The 16,345-nt window shown below is 64.0% G+C and carries 12 protein-coding genes and 1 tRNA gene; 3 read left to right on the forward strand and 10 right to left on the reverse strand.

Going from position 1 to position 16,345, the window contains the following annotated elements; translation table 11 throughout:
• The first annotated feature begins 78 nt into the window (after nt 1-78).
• Complete coding sequence (gene pepN, locus FHY04_RS19650; RefSeq protein ID WP_183937548.1) at nt 79-2,691, forward strand: aminopeptidase N; 2,613 nt, start codon at nt 79-81, stop codon at nt 2,689-2,691.
• Nucleotides 2,692-2,725: 34 nt separating this feature from the next.
• Here pepN and FHY04_RS19655 read toward each other — a convergent pair whose 3' ends face one another.
• The 7 genes from FHY04_RS19655 to FHY04_RS19685 form a co-directional block, all read right to left on the reverse strand.
• Nucleotides 2,726-3,070, reverse strand: a complete 345-nt coding sequence (locus FHY04_RS19655; RefSeq protein WP_183937549.1) for a tRNA-binding protein — start codon at nt 3,068-3,070, stop codon at nt 2,726-2,728.
• 2 nt (nt 3,071-3,072) lie between these two features.
• A complete protein-coding gene (locus tag FHY04_RS19660) occupies nt 3,073-3,747 on the reverse strand; it encodes a glutathione S-transferase family protein (RefSeq protein WP_031396481.1) in 675 nt (224 codons plus the stop codon).
• Between the two features lie 327 nt (nt 3,748-4,074).
• Nucleotides 4,075-8,589: a glutamate synthase large subunit gene (gene gltB, locus FHY04_RS19665; RefSeq protein WP_166746678.1), complete on the reverse strand. Its 4,515-nt coding sequence runs from the start codon at nt 8,587-8,589 to the stop codon at nt 4,075-4,077.
• 2 nt (nt 8,590-8,591) lie between these two features.
• Nucleotides 8,592-9,173, reverse strand: a complete 582-nt coding sequence (locus FHY04_RS19670; protein WP_183937550.1) for a DUF2059 domain-containing protein — start codon at nt 9,171-9,173, stop codon at nt 8,592-8,594.
• Nucleotides 9,170-10,612, reverse strand: a complete 1,443-nt coding sequence (locus tag FHY04_RS19675; protein ID WP_056409692.1) for an NAD(P)-dependent oxidoreductase — start codon at nt 10,610-10,612, stop codon at nt 9,170-9,172. The genes FHY04_RS19670 and FHY04_RS19675 overlap by 4 nt, the downstream gene beginning before the upstream one ends.
• Nucleotides 10,613-10,764: 152 nt before the next feature.
• Complete coding sequence (locus FHY04_RS19680; protein ID WP_183937551.1) at nt 10,765-11,574, reverse strand: undecaprenyl-diphosphate phosphatase; 810 nt, start codon at nt 11,572-11,574, stop codon at nt 10,765-10,767.
• A 72-nt stretch (nt 11,575-11,646) separates the two neighbouring features.
• A complete protein-coding gene (locus FHY04_RS19685) occupies nt 11,647-12,624 on the reverse strand; it encodes a complex I NDUFA9 subunit family protein (protein WP_183937552.1) in 978 nt (325 codons plus the stop codon).
• A gap of 102 nt (nt 12,625-12,726) precedes the next feature.
• On the opposite strand from FHY04_RS19685, the gene FHY04_RS19690 reads away from it, so the two are divergent.
• Nucleotides 12,727-12,813 (forward strand) — tRNA-Leu (locus FHY04_RS19690).
• An 89-nt stretch (nt 12,814-12,902) separates the two neighbouring features.
• Complete coding sequence (locus FHY04_RS19695) at nt 12,903-14,447, forward strand: site-specific integrase (RefSeq protein WP_311725693.1); 1,545 nt, start codon at nt 12,903-12,905, stop codon at nt 14,445-14,447.
• A gap of 340 nt (nt 14,448-14,787) precedes the next feature.
• Here FHY04_RS19695 and FHY04_RS19700 read toward each other — a convergent pair whose 3' ends face one another.
• From FHY04_RS19700 to FHY04_RS22330, 3 genes are all read right to left on the reverse strand, one after another.
• Nucleotides 14,788-15,621, reverse strand: a complete 834-nt coding sequence (locus FHY04_RS19700) for a hypothetical protein (RefSeq protein WP_183937554.1) — start codon at nt 15,619-15,621, stop codon at nt 14,788-14,790.
• 11 nt (nt 15,622-15,632) lie between these two features.
• A complete protein-coding gene (locus FHY04_RS22325) occupies nt 15,633-16,010 on the reverse strand; it encodes a hypothetical protein (RefSeq protein ID WP_221211896.1) in 378 nt (125 codons plus the stop codon).
• A 140-nt stretch (nt 16,011-16,150) separates the two neighbouring features.
• Nucleotides 16,151-16,345: hypothetical protein (locus FHY04_RS22330; RefSeq protein WP_221211897.1), on the reverse strand; the 195-nt coding region annotated here is incomplete at its 5' end.

Genomic DNA, 16,345 nt, shown 5'->3' on the forward strand with positions numbered 1-16,345 from the left:
ACGCCGGCCGGGACACGCAAGCACAGCCCGGCAAGCTTTGGCTGGCGGAGCCCGCGACGGCCCCTATATTCGACGTCTATGCTCGACATCCAACACAGCCTCGCCCAGCCCGACATCGCTGCCCCGGTCGCCATTCGCCGGGTCGATTATAGGGTGCCGGCCTGGCTGGTGCCGACGACACGGCTGGAGTTCACGCTCGATCCGTCCGCGACGCGCGTCATCGCGACGCTGTCCGTCACCCGCAACGGTGACCACCGCGATCCGCTGAAGCTCGATGGGGCAGGCCAGCGACCGCTGTCGATCATGGTCGACGGCGTCGCGGTCAACGACTGGCATTTCGAGGGCGAGCAGCTGGTGATCCCCCTGTCGGGCGACGCGCATGTCGTCGAGACCGAGGTCGAGATCGCCCCCGACCGCAACACCCAGCTGATGGGGCTCTATGCCTCGGGCGGCAATCTGTGCACGCAGTGCGAGGCGGAGGGGTTTCGCCGCATCACCTATTTCCCCGACCGCCCCGACGTGCTCAGCCGCCATTCGGTGCGGATGACCGCGGACAAGGCGCGCTTCCCCGTGCTGCTGGCGAACGGCGACCCCGTCGCACAGGGCGATCTGGCCGATGGCCGCCACTGGGCGGAATGGAACGACCCCTTCCCCAAGCCCTCCTATCTCTTCGCGATCGTCGCCGGGGATCTCGCGGTCAATTCGGGCCGTTTCACGACGATGTCGGGGCGCGAGGTTTCGCTCGGCATCTGGGTGCGCAAGGCGGACCTCGCCAAGACCGATCATGCGCTCGAGGCGCTGGCGCTCTCCATGGCCTGGGACGAGGCGACCTATGGCCGAGAATATGATCTCGACGTGTTCAACATCGTTGCGGTCGACGACTTCAATTTCGGCGCGATGGAGAACAAGGGGCTCAACATCTTCAACTCGCGCTACATCCTGGCCGACCCCGATACCGCGACCGATTATGACTATGACGCGATCGCCGCGGTCGTCGCGCACGAATATTTCCACAACTGGTCGGGCAACCGGATCACTTGCCGCGACTGGTTCCAGCTGTCGCTGAAGGAGGGCTTCACGGTCTATCGCGACCAGGGCTTCTCCGCCGACCAGGGCAGCCGTGCGGTCAAGCGGATCGAGGACGTTCGCGGCCTGCGCGCGTCGCAGTTTCCCGAGGATTCAGGACCGCTCGCGCATCCCGTCCGCCCCGAGTCCTACCAGGAAATCTCGAACTTCTACACCGCGACCATCTACAACAAGGGCGCCGAGCTGATCCGCATGATGGCGGCGATCCTCGGGCCGAAGAACTTCCGGGCGGGGACCGATCTGTATTTCCACCGCTTCGACGGCACCGCCGCGACCTGCGAGGATTTCGTCGCCAGCATGGAAGAGGCGAGCGGGATCGATCTGACGCAGTTCCGCCTCTGGTATTCGCAGGCAGGCACTCCGCGTCTCTCGGCAAGCCTGTCGCATGATCCCGCGGCGCGGCGCGCGACGCTGACACTGGCGCAGCATGTACCCGCCACGCCGGGCCAGCCGGACAAGGCGCCGATGGTCCTGCCGCTCGCGATCAAGCTGTTCGGCGCCGACACGGGCACCGCGCTGATCGACGAACGGCTCGTCCTGCTCGACCGGCCGGGCGAGACGATCCGGTTCGAGGGGATCGACGAACGCCCGGTCCTGTCGATCAATCGCGGCTTTTCCGCGCCGGTCGTGGTCGAAAGCGATCGCAGCGCCGCGGATCTCGCCTTTCTCAGCGCGCATGACGACGACCCCTTCGCGCGGTACGAGGCGATGCAGCAGCTGATGCTCGAGACGCTCGTGGCCAGCGCAAGCACGGGTCGGGCGGAGCATGACGGTGTGATCGCCGCGGTCGCCCGGACGCTGGAGGATCCCGATCTCGACCCCGCCTTCATCGCCGAAGCGGTGATGCTGCCGTCCGAGAGCTTTATCGGCGACCAGATGCGGATCGTCGATCCCGACGCCATCTTCCGCGCGCGCGATGGCCTGCGTCGCGATCTCGGCACGCAGCTCGAACGCCAGTGGCGCCAGGCGCATGCGCGCGCCGGTTCGGCACCCTTTGCCTATACGCCGGAGGGCAAGGGCCTGCGCCGGCTGCGCTCGGTCGCGCTCGCCTATATCATGGCGAGCGACGCGCCCGACGCCGCCGAACTGGCGCTCGCGCAGTTCGAGGGGGCGGACAACATGACCGACCGCCAGGGCGCGCTGACCGCGCTCGTCAGTTCGACCGCGGCACAGCGCGACGCGGCGCTCGACCGCTTCTACGCGCGCTACAGCAGCAATCCGCTGGTGCTCGACAAGTGGTTCCAGACCCAGGCCCAGTCGTCACGCGACGATACCGGCACGGTCGTCGCGGCGCTTGCCCGCCATCCCGATTTCACGCTGACCAATCCGAACCGCGCGCGCGCGCTCATCGGCGCGTTCGCGGCAAACCAGCGTGCCTTCCATGCGATCGACGGCAGCGGTTATCGCTTCCTCGCCGATCATCTGATCGCGCTCGACCGGCTCAACCCGCAGACGGCGGCAAAGCTCCTGCCGCCGCTTGGTCGCTGGCGCCGGTTCGACGCCAAACGCGCCGGGCTGATGCGTGCGGAACTCGAGCGGATCCTGAACACGCCCGGCTTGTCGCGCGACATGGTCGAGCAGAGCTCGAAAAGCCTCGAGGGCTAGGCGCCGGGCCGTATTCGCCCCGGACGGCGCGGCGTCAGAAGAGGCGGCCGCCGTTCGGGACGGGCTCGGACGGTGCGATCAGCACAACTTTGCCGTCGGCATCGGGAAAGCCCAATGTCAGCACCTCGGACATCATCGGCCCGATCTGCCGCGGCGGGAAGTTGACCACCGCGGCAACCTGGCGGCCGATCAGCGTCTCGAGCGAATAATGGTCGGTGATCTGGGCCGAGGATCGCTTGATCCCGATCGTGTCACCGAAATCGATCTTCAGCTTGAACGCAGGTTTGCGCGCCTCGGGGAAGGCCTCGGCCGCGATGATCGTCCCGACCCGGATATCGACCTTGGCAAAGTCGTCGAACGCGATCACGGGCTCGGCCATCGTCAGAAATCCACATTGTCGTAATGCGCGGGCGGCGCGATCAATTCCATGCGCTCGCTAAGCAAGGGACGAAAGCTCGGCCGGCTCTTGAACCCGCGATACCAGCGTGCCGTCTGGTCGTGCCCCTTCCAGTCGATCCCGCCGAGATAATCCGTGACCGAGATCTGCGCCGCGGCGGCCAGATCGACCAGGCTCATTGTCGCGCCGCCGAGCCAGTTGCGGTGATCGAGCAGGTAATCGGTGTAGTCCAGATGCCCCACCGCTGCCTTCATCGCCTCGCGCAGGCCTTTCGCATCGGGTGCGGCGCGGTGCGCGAGGCGCTTGACCATCCGCTCGTGAAGCAGCGGGCCGGTCACGTCGCGGTAGAAATGCGTGTCGAACCAGGTCACCAGCCGGCGGATCTCCGCGCGGTTGGTCGCGGTGCCGTTGATCATCGCCGACTTCTCGACGGTTTCCTCGAAGAATTCGCAGATCGCCATCGAATCGATCAGCGGCGCGACGCCGCGCGACGCATCGACCATCACCGGCGTCTGCCCCGCGGGGTTCATGTCCATGAACTCGTCGCGCCGCTCCCAGGGCGATTCGCGGACGAGCTCGTAGCCGATGCCCTTCTCGCCTAGCAGCAAGCGCACCTTTCGCGAGAAGGGACATAAGGGGAATTGATAAAGCTGCCACATAGCGTCCGTTTAGGCGGCATCGGGCGGGTGTGTCACTAGCGCGGGTTTGCTGGTGCGTAAGAAGATTGGGTTCGCGCGGAGACGCGGAGGCGCGGAGGTGTCGCGCTCGCTATTAGCAAAGCTCCTTCATCACCGTTCGCGATCAAGAAGCAGCAGAGGGGATTGAAGCTCCGCGTCTCCGCGCCTCCGCGTGAACCCCCTTCTTTCCCCCTCCCCGGCGAAGGTCGGGGCCCAGTTGGGGCGCGCAGATAACGAAGCGCCGCGCTCCGTTACTGCGACCTTTCCAACTGGGCCCCGGCCTTCGCCGGGGTGGAATAACCGGCAGAGCTATTCCGCCGCGACCAGCTCCGCGCTGTCGTCCAGCGGATGCGGCAGGCGCGTCAGCATTTCCTTCGGGACGATCTGCCAGAAATGCGGTGCCACCCGGTCCCAGTCCTCGAGCAGGCCCTTCGACCATTTGCTGTCGGTCGTATCCGCATGGTCGCGCACCAGGTCTAGCAGGACATCCGCCCAGTGCAGCGACTTCACCCGGTCCCAGGTGATGTTCTCGGGGTTGGCGCGCTTTGCGAACAGGCCTTCGGGATCGTAGACAAACGCCATCCCGCCGGTCATCCCCGCGCCGAAGTTCGCCCCCACCGCGCCGAGCACGACCGCGATTCCGTTGGTCATGTACTCGCAGCCGTTCGCGCCGCAGCCCTCGACGACCACGGTCGCACCTGAGTTGCGGACAGCGAACCGCTCGCCCGCCTGCCCCGCCGCGAACAGCCGGCCGCTGGTCGCGCCATAGAGCACGGTGTTGCCGATGATCGTGTTGTCCTGGCTGGCGAGCGGCGAGCTTACCGCGGGCCGGACGATGATCGTCCCCCCCGACAGCCCCTTGCCGACATAGTCGTTCGAATCGCCAAACACCTCGAGCGTGATCCCCTTGCAGAGGAATGCGCCGAGCGACTGGCCCGCCGAGCCCCGCAACCGGATCGTGACGTGATCGTCCGCGAGCGTCGACATGCCAAACTTGCGCGTGATCTCGCTCGACAGCCGCGTGCCCACCGCGCGGTGCGTGTTGCGCACCGAATAGGTCAGCTGCATCTTCTCGCCGCGCGAGAACACCGCCGCAGCATCCTTGATGATCTGCGCGTCGAGGCTGTCGGGCACTTCGTTGCGGAAGGTCGAGAGCGAGAAACGCCGCTCGGCATCCGAGGCGTCGACCTTGGCGAGGATCGGGTTGAGATCGAGATCGTCGAGATGCTCGGCACCACGGCTGACCTGCCGCAACAGCTCGGTACGGCCGATCACGTCGTCGAGGCTCTTCACGCCCAGCCGCGCGAGGATGTCGCGGACTTCCTCGGCGATGAACGTCATCAGGTTGATGACCTTCTCGGGCGTGCCGACGAACTTCTGCCTGAGCGCGTCATTCTGCGTGCAGATACCGACCGGGCAGGTGTTCGAATGGCACTGGCGGACCATGATGCAGCCCATCGCCACCAGCGACAGCGTGCCGATCCCGAACTCCTCCGCGCCGAGGATCGCGGCGATCACGATGTCGCGTCCGGTCTTGAGCCCGCCATCCGTGCGCAGCCGCACGCGTCCGCGCAGGCCGTTGAGCGTCAGCACCTGGTTGACCTCGGACAGCCCCATTTCCCACGGCGTGCCCGCATATTTGATCGACGTCTGCGGCGACGCGCCTGTCCCGCCGACATGGCCCGCGATCAGGATCACGTCGGCATGTGCCTTCGCGACGCCCGCCGCCACGGTGCCGATGCCCGCCGAGCTGACGAGCTTCACACAGACGCGCGCGCGCGGATTGATCTGCTTCAGGTCATAGATGAGCTGCGCCAGATCCTCGATCGAGTAGATGTCGTGGTGCGGCGGCGGCGAGATCAGCGTCACGCCGGGCGTCGCATGACGCAACTTGGCGATGAACTCGGTCACCTTGAAGCCGGGCAGCTGGCCGCCCTCGCCGGGCTTGGCACCCTGCGCGACCTTGACCTCGATCTCCTCGCACGCGTTCAGATATTCCGCGGTCACGCCGAACCGGCCGCTCGCGATCTGCTTGATCGTCGAGTTCGCATTGTCGCCGTTCGCGTACGGCACGAAGCGCGACTTGTCCTCGCCGCCCTCGCCCGACACCGCCTTCGCGCCGATCCGGTTCATCGCGATCGCCAGCGTCTCGTGCGCCTCGGGGGAGAGCGCGCCGAGCGACATGCCCGGCGTCACGAACCGCTTGCGGATCTCGGTGATCGCCTCGACCTGGTCGACGGGCACGCCCTCGGCGGGGAAGTTGAACTGGAGCAGGTCGCGCAGATACACCGGCGGCAGGTCCGACACCCCGCGCGAGAATTGCAGATAGCTCGTATAGCTGTCGGTCGCGACCGCGGTCTGGAGCAGATGCATCAGCTGCGCCGAATAGGCATGCGTTTCGCCGGTGTGGCGCTGGCGATAGAAGCCGCCGATCGGCAGCGTCGCGACCGCCGGATCGAACGCCGCCTCGTGGCGATCGGTCGCGTTGACGTGAAGCGAGGCATAGCCCTCGCCGCTGATCTTCGCGGGCATGCCGGGGAACAGGTCGTTGACCAGGCTGCGCGACAGGCCGACCGCCTCGAAATTATAGCCGCCGCGGTAGGACGAGATGACCGCGATGCCCATCTTCGACATGATCTTGAGCAGCCCCTCCTCGACCGCGACGCGGTGGCGGCGGAGGCATTCGGCCAGATCGAGATCACCGAACAGCCCGCGGCTCTGGCGATCGACGATCGCGGCCTCGGCGAGATAGGCGTTCACGGTCGTCGCGCCGACGCCGATCAGCACCGCATAATAATGCGTGTCGAGGCATTCCGCCGTGCGCACGTTGATCGACGCATAGGAGCGCAGGCCGCGACGGACGAGATGCGTGTGCACCGCCGCCACCGCAAGCACGCCGGCGATGCCGACGCGGTCCTCGCCGATCGCCTCGTCGGTCAGGAACAGCTCGCTCTTGCCCTGGCGGACCGCCTGCTCGGCCTCGTTGCGGATCCGCTGGATCGCCGCGCGCAGCTTCTCCGGGCCGCCGCCCGCGTCGAAGGTGCAGTCGATCTCGGCGACCGCGCCGCCGAAATGCGCCTTCAGCCGCGCCCAATGCTCACCGGTAAGCACCGGTGAATCGAGCACCAGCACGCGCTCGCGCTGGTCGCGCACGTCGAGGATGTTGGCGAGATTGCCGAACCGCGTCTTGAGCGACATCACGTGCCGCTCGCGCAGCGGGTCGATCGGCGGGTTCGTCACCTGGCTGAAATTCTGGCGGAAGAACTGGCTGATCAGCCGCGGCTTGTCCGAAATGACCGCGAGCGGCGTGTCGTCGCCCATCGATCCGATCGCTTCCTTGGCCGATTCGACCATCGGCGACAGGATCAGTTCCATGTCCTCGATCGTCTGCCCGGCCGCGACCTGGCGTCGTGCCAGCTCGGCGCGATCATAGCGGACCACGGCATCCTCGACCGACGGCAGGTCTGCCAGCGTGTGGAACTCGCCGATCATCGCGGCATAGTCGGCCTCGCCGGAGATGCGATCCTTGACCGCGCGGTCCTGCAGCAGCCGCCCTTCGTCGAGGTCGACCGCGATCATCTCGCCCGGCCCGAGCCGCCCCTTGGCGATGATCGTTGATTCGGGGACGACGACCATCCCGCTTTCCGATCCGACGATCAGCAGCCCGTCGACGGTCAACGTGTAGCGCAGCGGCCTAAGCGCGTTGCGGTCCATGCCTGCGACGGCCCAGCGGCCATCGGTCATCGCCAGCGCGGCCGGGCCGTCCCATGGCTCCATCACCGACGCCAGATACTGGTACATCGCGCGGTGCTCGGGCGGCATGTCGGGGCTCGCAGCCTCGGGCACCAGCATCAGCTTGGCGGTCGGCGCATCGCGGCCCGACCGGCAGATCGCCTCGAACACCGCATCGAGCGCGGCGGTGTCGGACGCGCCTGCCGGGATCACCGGCTTGATGTCCTCCGAATTGTCCCCGAAGGCGAGGCTCGCCATCCGGATCTCGTGGGACAGCATCCAGTTCTTGTTGCCGCGGATCGTGTTGATCTCGCCGTTATGCGCAAGGCAGCGGAACGGCTGCGCCAGCCACCATTGCGGGAAGGTGTTGGTCGAATAACGCTGATGGAAAATCGCGACGCGGCTCTCGAACCGCTGGTCGCACAGATCGGGATAGAAGACCGACAGCGATTCGGCGAGGAAGAGCCCCTTGTAGATGATCGAGCGGCACGACAGCGAACAGATGTAGAAGCCCTGGATCTGCGCCGCGATCACGCGCTTCTCGATACGCCTGCGGACCAGGTACAGCGTCTTTTCGAACTCGGCGGCGTCCTGCTCGTCGGGCAGCGGCCCGGCGATCATGATCTGCTCGATCTCGGGGCGCGTCGCCTGCGCCTTCTGGCCGATCACCGACACGTCGACCGGCACCTGGCGCCAGCCATAGATGGTATAGCCCGCCTCGATGATCGCGCTCTCGACGATCGTCCGGCAATCCTCCTGCGCCCCCAGATCGGTGCGCGGCAGGAAGATCATGCCGACCGCGAGCCGGTTCGGCCGCACCTTGTGCCCCGAGGCGGCGACCGCGTCGTCGAAGAACTTGAGCGGAAGGTCGATGTGAAGCCCAGCGCCATCGCCGGTCTTGCCGTCCGCATCGACCGCGCCGCGGTGCCACACCGCCTTCAGCGCATCGACCGCGGACTGCACGACGCGCCGCGAGGCGCGGCCGTCGGTCGCGGCGACGAGCCCGACGCCGCAGGCATCACCCTCGAACTCGGGGCGGTACATGCCGTGTTCGGCGAGATATTGGCGCTGATCGGTGCTGGAATCGGTCATCGTCACTTCTTCTTTTGCTCGGGCGTGGCAACGTGCTTGGCGAATTCGGCGACATCGGCCTGCATGTGGCGCATCGAGGATTCCATCATCGACCGCTGCCACGCGGCGACGTCAGGATCGGCCATGATCGTCAGCGACTGCTGCATGTACAGGCGTCCGCTCGGCGTCGCGAAGAACGCCTTGATGTCGCGACACTGGGCAACGTCGAAGCGGCGCGCATAGGCACGCGCCATCGCATCGAACATGCCCGGCATGCCGTCGCGCATCAACGTCAGCGTGCGAGTCTGCTGCTGGTTCATGAAGGCGGCAAACTGCGCCTGCATCTGCGGATTTTTAGCCATTGCGCTGCTGAACATCGGGCTCTGCGCCATGCCCTGCTGGAGATTGCCCAACATCGGCGCGATCATGCCCTCGATCATCCGCGCGCGCGATTCGGGAGGCATCAAGACGTCGATCAATTCGCGCGCTGCTGCGAGTCGGGCCGGATCAGGGGCCGCGGCGGCAACAGGCGCTGCCTGCGCATGCGCCGCCGACGAGACTACCGCACCCGCCAGCAAAACCGCCCCGAGAAACCCGAGCCTCATGCCGCGACCTTCGCGCTGGCCGCCTTCGCCTTGAGATACTTGTGCATCGTCGCCGCCACGTCGCGCCCGTCACGGATCGCCCACACAACCAGGCTCGCGCCGCGGACGATGTCGCCCGCCGCGAACACGCCGTCGAGGCTGGTCATCAGCGTCTTGCCGTCGACCAGCACGGTACCCCAGCGGCTTACCCCCAGTTCGGGCGTCGCGAACAAGGTCGGCAAGTCCTCGGCGTCGAAGCCCAGCGCCTTGATGACGAGGTCGGCATCGACCGAATAGTCACCGGCAGGATCGGGTTCGGGCGTGCGGCGACCGCTCGCATCGGCTGCGCCCAGACGCATCTTGCGCACCTTGACGCTCGACACGCTCTCGCCGCCGTCGAAGCTCTGCGGGCCCGACAACCAGACGAATTCGACGCCCTCCTCCTCGGCATTGGCGACTTCGCGCTGCGACCCGGGCATGTTCGCGCGGTCGCGGCGATAGAGGCACTTCACCGACTTGGCGCCCTGGCGGATCGCGGTGCGGACACAGTCCATCGCGGTATCGCCGCCGCCGATCACGACGACGTCCTTGCCCTCGGCATTCAGGCTGCCGTCGTCAAACGCGGGGACCGCATCACCGAAACCCTTGCGGTTGGACGCAACGAGGAAGTCGAGCGCCGCCACCACGCCATTGGAACCGCCACCGGGCAGGTCCATCGCGCGCGCCTTGTACACGCCGGTCGCGATCAGGATCGCGTCGTGGCGCTGCCTCAGCTCGTCGAGGCTGGCGTCGTCACCGACCGCAAAGCCTTCGTGGAACACGATGCCCGCGGTCTTCAGTCGCTCGACCCGACGCATGACAATCGGCTTTTCGAGCTTGAACCCGGGAATGCCATAAGTGAGCAGGCCGCCCGCGCGGTCGTAACGATCATAGACGTGCACGTCATAGCCGTGGCCGCGCAGATATTCGGCGGCGCTCAGCCCGGCAGGCCCTGCCCCGATCACGCCGACCGACTGGCCGCGAGACTTGCCGGGGACCAGCGGCTCGACCCAGCCATTCTCCCAGGCGGTGTCGGTGATGAACTTCTCGACCGAGCCGATCGTGACCGCGCCGTGGCCCGTGAACTCGATGACGCAATTACCCTCGCACAGCCGGTCCTGCGGACAGATGCGACCGCAGATCTCGGGCATGGTCGAGGTCGCGTTGCTCAGCTCATACGCCTCGCGGAGCCGGCCCTCGGCAGTCAGGCGCAGCCAGTCGGGGATATGGTTGTGGAGCGGACAATGGACCGAGCAATAGGGCACGCCGCATTGCGAACAGCGCCCCGCCTGCTCTTCGGCGGGTTCGACCGCATAGCGCGCGGCGATCTCGCGAAAATCGTCCGCGCGTTCCGCCGCATTACGCTTGTCGGGATAGGATTGCTCCCGCCCGACGAATTTGAGCATCGAATCGTTCGCCATGTATGCCTCCGACAATCGCGTTATTGCGTCGTCGGAGGTTTGTCACGGCAAAATCGCCCATTATGTCAGCCAACCTGACCTATAAATTACGCCAAATCGCGCAGGTCGGGAAAAATATTCACCAATCTCACAAAATATATCCCGACCCGGACCTATTTCGACAGGAGCCATACCAGCGCGGCGGAGCCTGCGGCGATGCGATACCATGCAAACGGCACAAACCCGTGTTTTGTGACGATCCCGACGAACCATTTGACCACCAGCAACGCGACGACGAACGAAACTAGCGCGCCGATCGCGATCGACAGCAGGCCGACACCATCGCCGCTGGTCAGCGCCGCATGGTTCTTCATCAGTTCGAGCCCGCTCGCCCCCAGCATCGTGGGGATGGCGAGGAAGAAGCTGAACTCGGCGGCGGTGCGCCGCTCGACGCCGAGTGCCAGCGCCCCGAGGATCGTTGCGCCCGAGCGGCTGACGCCAGGGATCATCGCGAGGCACTGGAGCAAGCCGATCCCGACGACAGTGCGCAGCGGGATGTCCGCGACACCGCTGATGTCGCTGCGCGGTGCGAACCGCTCGACCGCCAGAATGGCGACGCCGCCAACGACCAGCGCGATCGCGACCACCTCGGCATTGCCGAGCAGCGCCTCGATATAATGGTGCAGCGCCAGCCCGATCACCGCGGCAGGGATGAAGGCGACCACCAGATTGCGCAGAAACAGCCAGGATTTCGGCTCGCGGCGAATGAGGCCCATGCCCACCGCCCAGAAGGTCCGCCAGTACAGGACCACGATCGCAAGGATCGCGCCGAGCTGGATGACGACGTTGAACACCTCCCAGCGCCCCGCATCATAGCCGAGCAGCCGCGTCGCGAGGATGAGATGGCCTGTCGACGAGACCGGCAGGAATTCGGTGATCCCCTCGACGATGCCGAGAAGGATGACGGTAAGAAGTTCGGACACGCAAAAGCTCCCGCAGCGCGGTGAATCAGGACTGGTCGATCAGTGTCGATGGCGGCTGGACCCGCATCGGGATCAGACCACGTGGGTCGCCGAATGCGTGTCCACCTGGGTGTCGGCCCGAGTTGCGGCACGGCGACCGAACCGCCCAGCCTTGCGGAAACGGACGAGCCAGCCCGGCGCGACCGTCGACATCGGCGTCGCCTCGATCCCCATCGCCTTCAGCCCGTCGACCCCGGTGACGATATTGTCGCTCTGCAGCATCCGCCACTGATCCTGGGTGATCGGCGCGCCTGGGAGGAACCCGGCCTTGGCGATCAGTGCCCCGGCATAATCGGGCAATTCGACGATCGACGGCTCGCGGCCGATCGCGGCGGCGATCCAGCGGATCAGGTTGCCCATGGTGATGACGTCGGGTCCGCCGATCTCCAGCGTCTTGCCGCCGAACGTCTCCGGAGCCGCGGCTGCAGCGACGATCGCATCCGCGACGTTGCCGACGAACACGGGCTGAAACTTGGCACCGGCGCGCAGCACGGGCACGACCGGCGCCTTGGCGATCATCCCGGCGAAGCGGTTCAAGAACTGATCCTCCTGCCCGAAGATGATCGACGGCCGCAGGATCGTCGCGGTGGGGAAGGCCGCGCGGACCGCCGCCTCGCCCTCGCCCTTCGACTTGCCATAGGCCGACTCCGATGCGGCGTCCGCACCGATCGCCGAGACATGGACCAGCGCGCCGACCCCCGCCTTGGCGGCAGCCTCCGCCACGGTCCGCGCGCCGAGCGTCTGGACGCCGTGGAAATCACCCGCCAGCACCCCGACCAGGTTCACGACGATGTCCGCACCCTGCACCGCCTGTGCGATCGTCGCGGGCTTGGTCACGTCGGCGCCGACGAATTGCGTCTGCCCGAGCCCGCCGAGCGGCTTGAGAAAAAACGCCTGTCGCGGATCGCGCTGTGCGATCCGGACCCGCGCACCCGACGCCAGCAGCGCCTGCGCGACATAGCGGCCGACGAAACCTCCGCCTCCGATCAGCGTCACCAGTCTGTCGTTCATCGCCCGTCCGTCCAATTCTTTATGCCTGCCCGCCCTTTGCCCCAGCAAGAGGGTTGTTGACAAGCATCGCAACCCTCCACTAGAGGCGCCCTCCTACCCCGTGCCCGGATGGCGGAATTGGTAGACGCACCAGCTTCAGGTGCTGGCGATCGCAAGGTCGTGGAGGTTCGAGTCCTCTTCCGGGCACCATTTGTTCTAAGGGCTTGAAAACCCTAGAACATGTTGAAATACAACGGCTTTTACGAGCGTCTAGTACAAAGGTACGAGGACGAAAGCCTATGTGTTCCTATCTCCATAGAGCGCCCAACGGGGTCTATTATTTCCGCATGGGTATCCCTGCGGACCTTCGCCCCTTCATGGCTGGCAAGCGCGAGATAAAGCATTCCCTTGGTCTGAAAGATCGAGAGGCCGCAAAGGCCGTGATACCGGATATGACCAAGGCTGCTCATGCCCTGCTTGATAACGCCAAGCGCAGCCGTACCATTGCCGACAAGACCGCTCCTGCTCCTGCCAAGCCAAAGTCCGCCGCCCAGATTGATCGGGAACGGACGCTATGGGAGCATGACCAAGAGCAAATCGACCTAGCTTCGGATGCGGGCTTTGCTGCTCACATGGAAGTCGAGCGGCTAACTCCTGTCATGGATGCGCTTGCTGGCGGTATCGAGACGGACGCTTCCCCGGCTGACATAGCTAGGGCTGCTCGACTGGCGATCCTTGATGTGCAGGAGAAGGCTGACGTTCTAGTCGCTGGAATACATGCCCGATACGGCCAGAGTACCCGCGCGTCGAAAGGTCAAAATCAAGCCGTTGAATGCCAGCCTACTACCGGGAATGGCAAGGGCATTTACCTTGATACCAATATCCTTGACGGTTGGGCCGCTGAGCGGAAGCCATCGCCAAAGGCTAAGGACTCCTACTGGCGTGATGCTAAGCTATTCAACAGCCTGATAGGCCGTAAGTCCGTCGAGCTAATCACCAAGGCCGATGTGATGAATTACAAACGGCTGCTGATCGCTGATCCTAAACGCTCTCAGGTGAATGTTCGGGACCGACTTGCATACCTGCGGACCTTATTGGAATGGGCAGCGCAAGAGGATATTACAGACGGCAACGTAGCGCGTGACGTTAAGATGGCCGTAAGCGAGCGAAGTGAGAAGCGGAAAGACTTCAATACGGACGATCTTAATTCGCTGTTCTCAGGTCCGATCTATACCAAAGGCGATAGGCCAAAGGCTGGATTTGGGGAAGCTGCATATTGGCTACCCCTTATTGCGCTATTCATGGGAGCGCGCCGAGAAGAGATTGGGCAGCTTAGGGTCAGTGACGTTAAGCGCGTCCCTTACATAGACGACGACGATAAGCGGCAAGAGGTATGGTGCATCGAGATTACTGATACGTCAGACGATGACGCATTGCCTAATCAAGTTAAGAATGAGTCGAGCAATCGAGTAGTTCCGCTGCATCCTAAACTCATAGAGCTAGGGTTTATCAATTACGTTACCAAGCTTCCTAATCAATCTGGTCGCGTATTCCCTGACCTGAAAGCTATCGGCATCGGAAAGAAGCTAACCGATAAGTGGGGCCAATGGTTCACGAACTATAAGCGTGCTTGCGGCATCGATGACAAGGCCAAAGTATTTCACTCGTTCCGCCATACATGGAAAACCCATGCCGTTGATGCTGGAATAGCGGAGCGGATATGTCGCCAGTTCCAAGGGCATGAAGGCAAGGACGCTGCGGACAAGTATGGTGCTACGCCTTCGATGAGAGTACTCGTAGCAGCTATGGCGACTTACCGCGTTCCCGGCTTGGTCATAGGCTAGACGAATATAATTTTAGTGGGAGAAGATGGTGCGGTACACAGTCACCCGGATATTTGGGTCTAACGATCAGGTTTATGACTCAAACCGCTTTGCTACCTTAGACGAAGCAATTAGCGAGGCTGACAAATCGATATTTACACCACTCCCTATCGAAGTTGTTGTCGAAGATGATAACGGCAATATTTGCTATCGCGCCACAACGGGCGGACGCTGAGAAAGCCGAACATACAGATACCCGATTTGCCCCCGTATCAGCCCCTTGGGGAGTCAATCGGATGCGTTCGGGTATCCGTATGGCCGGATTGGCTATCGCCTCTCAGCGACTCTCCTAGCCGGTCTATCAGGCGTCATAGCCAATCGGTACGCCAGCCTCTCGGCGGGCCTGCTCACCGGTCGGGGCAATGCGAATGCCTGTCTCGGTCTGCATGTACGTCACGTCGCCTACCGGGGTGCCATGCGAGCGCCGTGCAGCTTCCCCGGTCTGAGCTACCCGGATGCCGGTCGGACCCTGCCCGCCCTTGTAGGGATCATAGCCGGTCATGCTCTGTCCCGCCTGTGGGCCGCTGGGAGCCTGTGCAACGAGGGTATAGCCGGTCGGACCCATCACCCACTGCGGGCCGGTCTGCTGTGCCTGAGCGGGCTGCTGGACTGGCTGACGGGCGACGCCGGGAGGGGCATTGAAGCCGAATGCGCTATTGACCGTCTGACCGGGCGGGATCGAGGACGCCTCGGGAACATCGGGGGTAGCTGCATAGGCTTCGCTAGTGCTGCCAAGTGCATCATCTACAGTCCAATTAGCTGCATCAGCCTCGGTTACTTCGCCCTTGCTGATAGCCAAAGCCTTTGCGTCCTCAAGGATCATCGGGGCGAGGTTATCCAAATGGCTTTCGTCACCGCTGTTATTATATGCAGTCAGCGCCTTATCATACATGGATACGGTAGCATCATCGCTGTTGTGGATAAGATCGACAGCAATGGTCAACGTATCCTTCAATGCAGGGACACGGGCAGCGAACGAATTAAGGGCCGTAGAGTACGCCGTATTAGCGGGGTATCCCTTAGCCATTTCGTCCTGGGCCTGCTTCTGTACAGCGCGGGGATTGTGCCCGTGTACAGCGATTAGGGAGAGAGCCGCTTTCACCTTAATGGCTTGGCGGGCAGTTAGTGCGGTCATTGGTTTCTACCTTAGGAATTGAGGGGTACATCGCCAATCGTCGGGACTGGCGGAATGATGCCGTTACGGATGCAGGCGGCAAGGTGCTGGAACGCGAGCTTGCAATCGCTGGCCCGAAGGTACGGGCGACCATTGGCCTCCCACATTGAACGGGCCTGAGCAGCGGAGCGCCGGGCTTCGCATTGGCTGTCCGGGGAATAGCCGTAGATTGCGGGAGTTACGGCAGGGCCTGATAGCCGGGGCCATCCTGCTGCATGTTCCTCAGCTTCCCTTGTCAGGATCACGGAGAGGCAAGCAACGGCAGATGGCAGATCACTAGCGGCAAGAACCCCGTAGCCTTCCTTCATCAGCCATACCGTTACAGCGGACCATTCCAGATTGGCCTTCACGGCATCAGCGTAGGGGCCTGCCCGCTGCATCAGGTCATCGAGGCTGGTAGGCGTTACGTGCCATTTGGGCCGATGATCCCTTGGGTAATTGCAGGGGGGCCTTGGTGCCTCCCCCGTTCCGTAATCGTGCAGATCAGCCATTACGCAGCTACTGCTGGGCCCTTAATGTAGCCCCGCTTTTGAGCCATGAAGTACACCCCGAACGCTTCCTGTGCGTTGCCGGGTGCCAATGCCATGATCGCGGCAGGGATGGCATAGGGCTTCACCGTAACAAGATACTCATATGCAGCATCATCGAGGCGGGCAAAGCCTGTGCAGGAATGCTCCTGAGGAAC

It is taken from the genome of Sphingomonas sp. BK481 (assembly GCF_014194875.1).
Lineage (GTDB): Bacteria > Pseudomonadota > Alphaproteobacteria > Sphingomonadales > Sphingomonadaceae > Sphingomonas > Sphingomonas aerolata.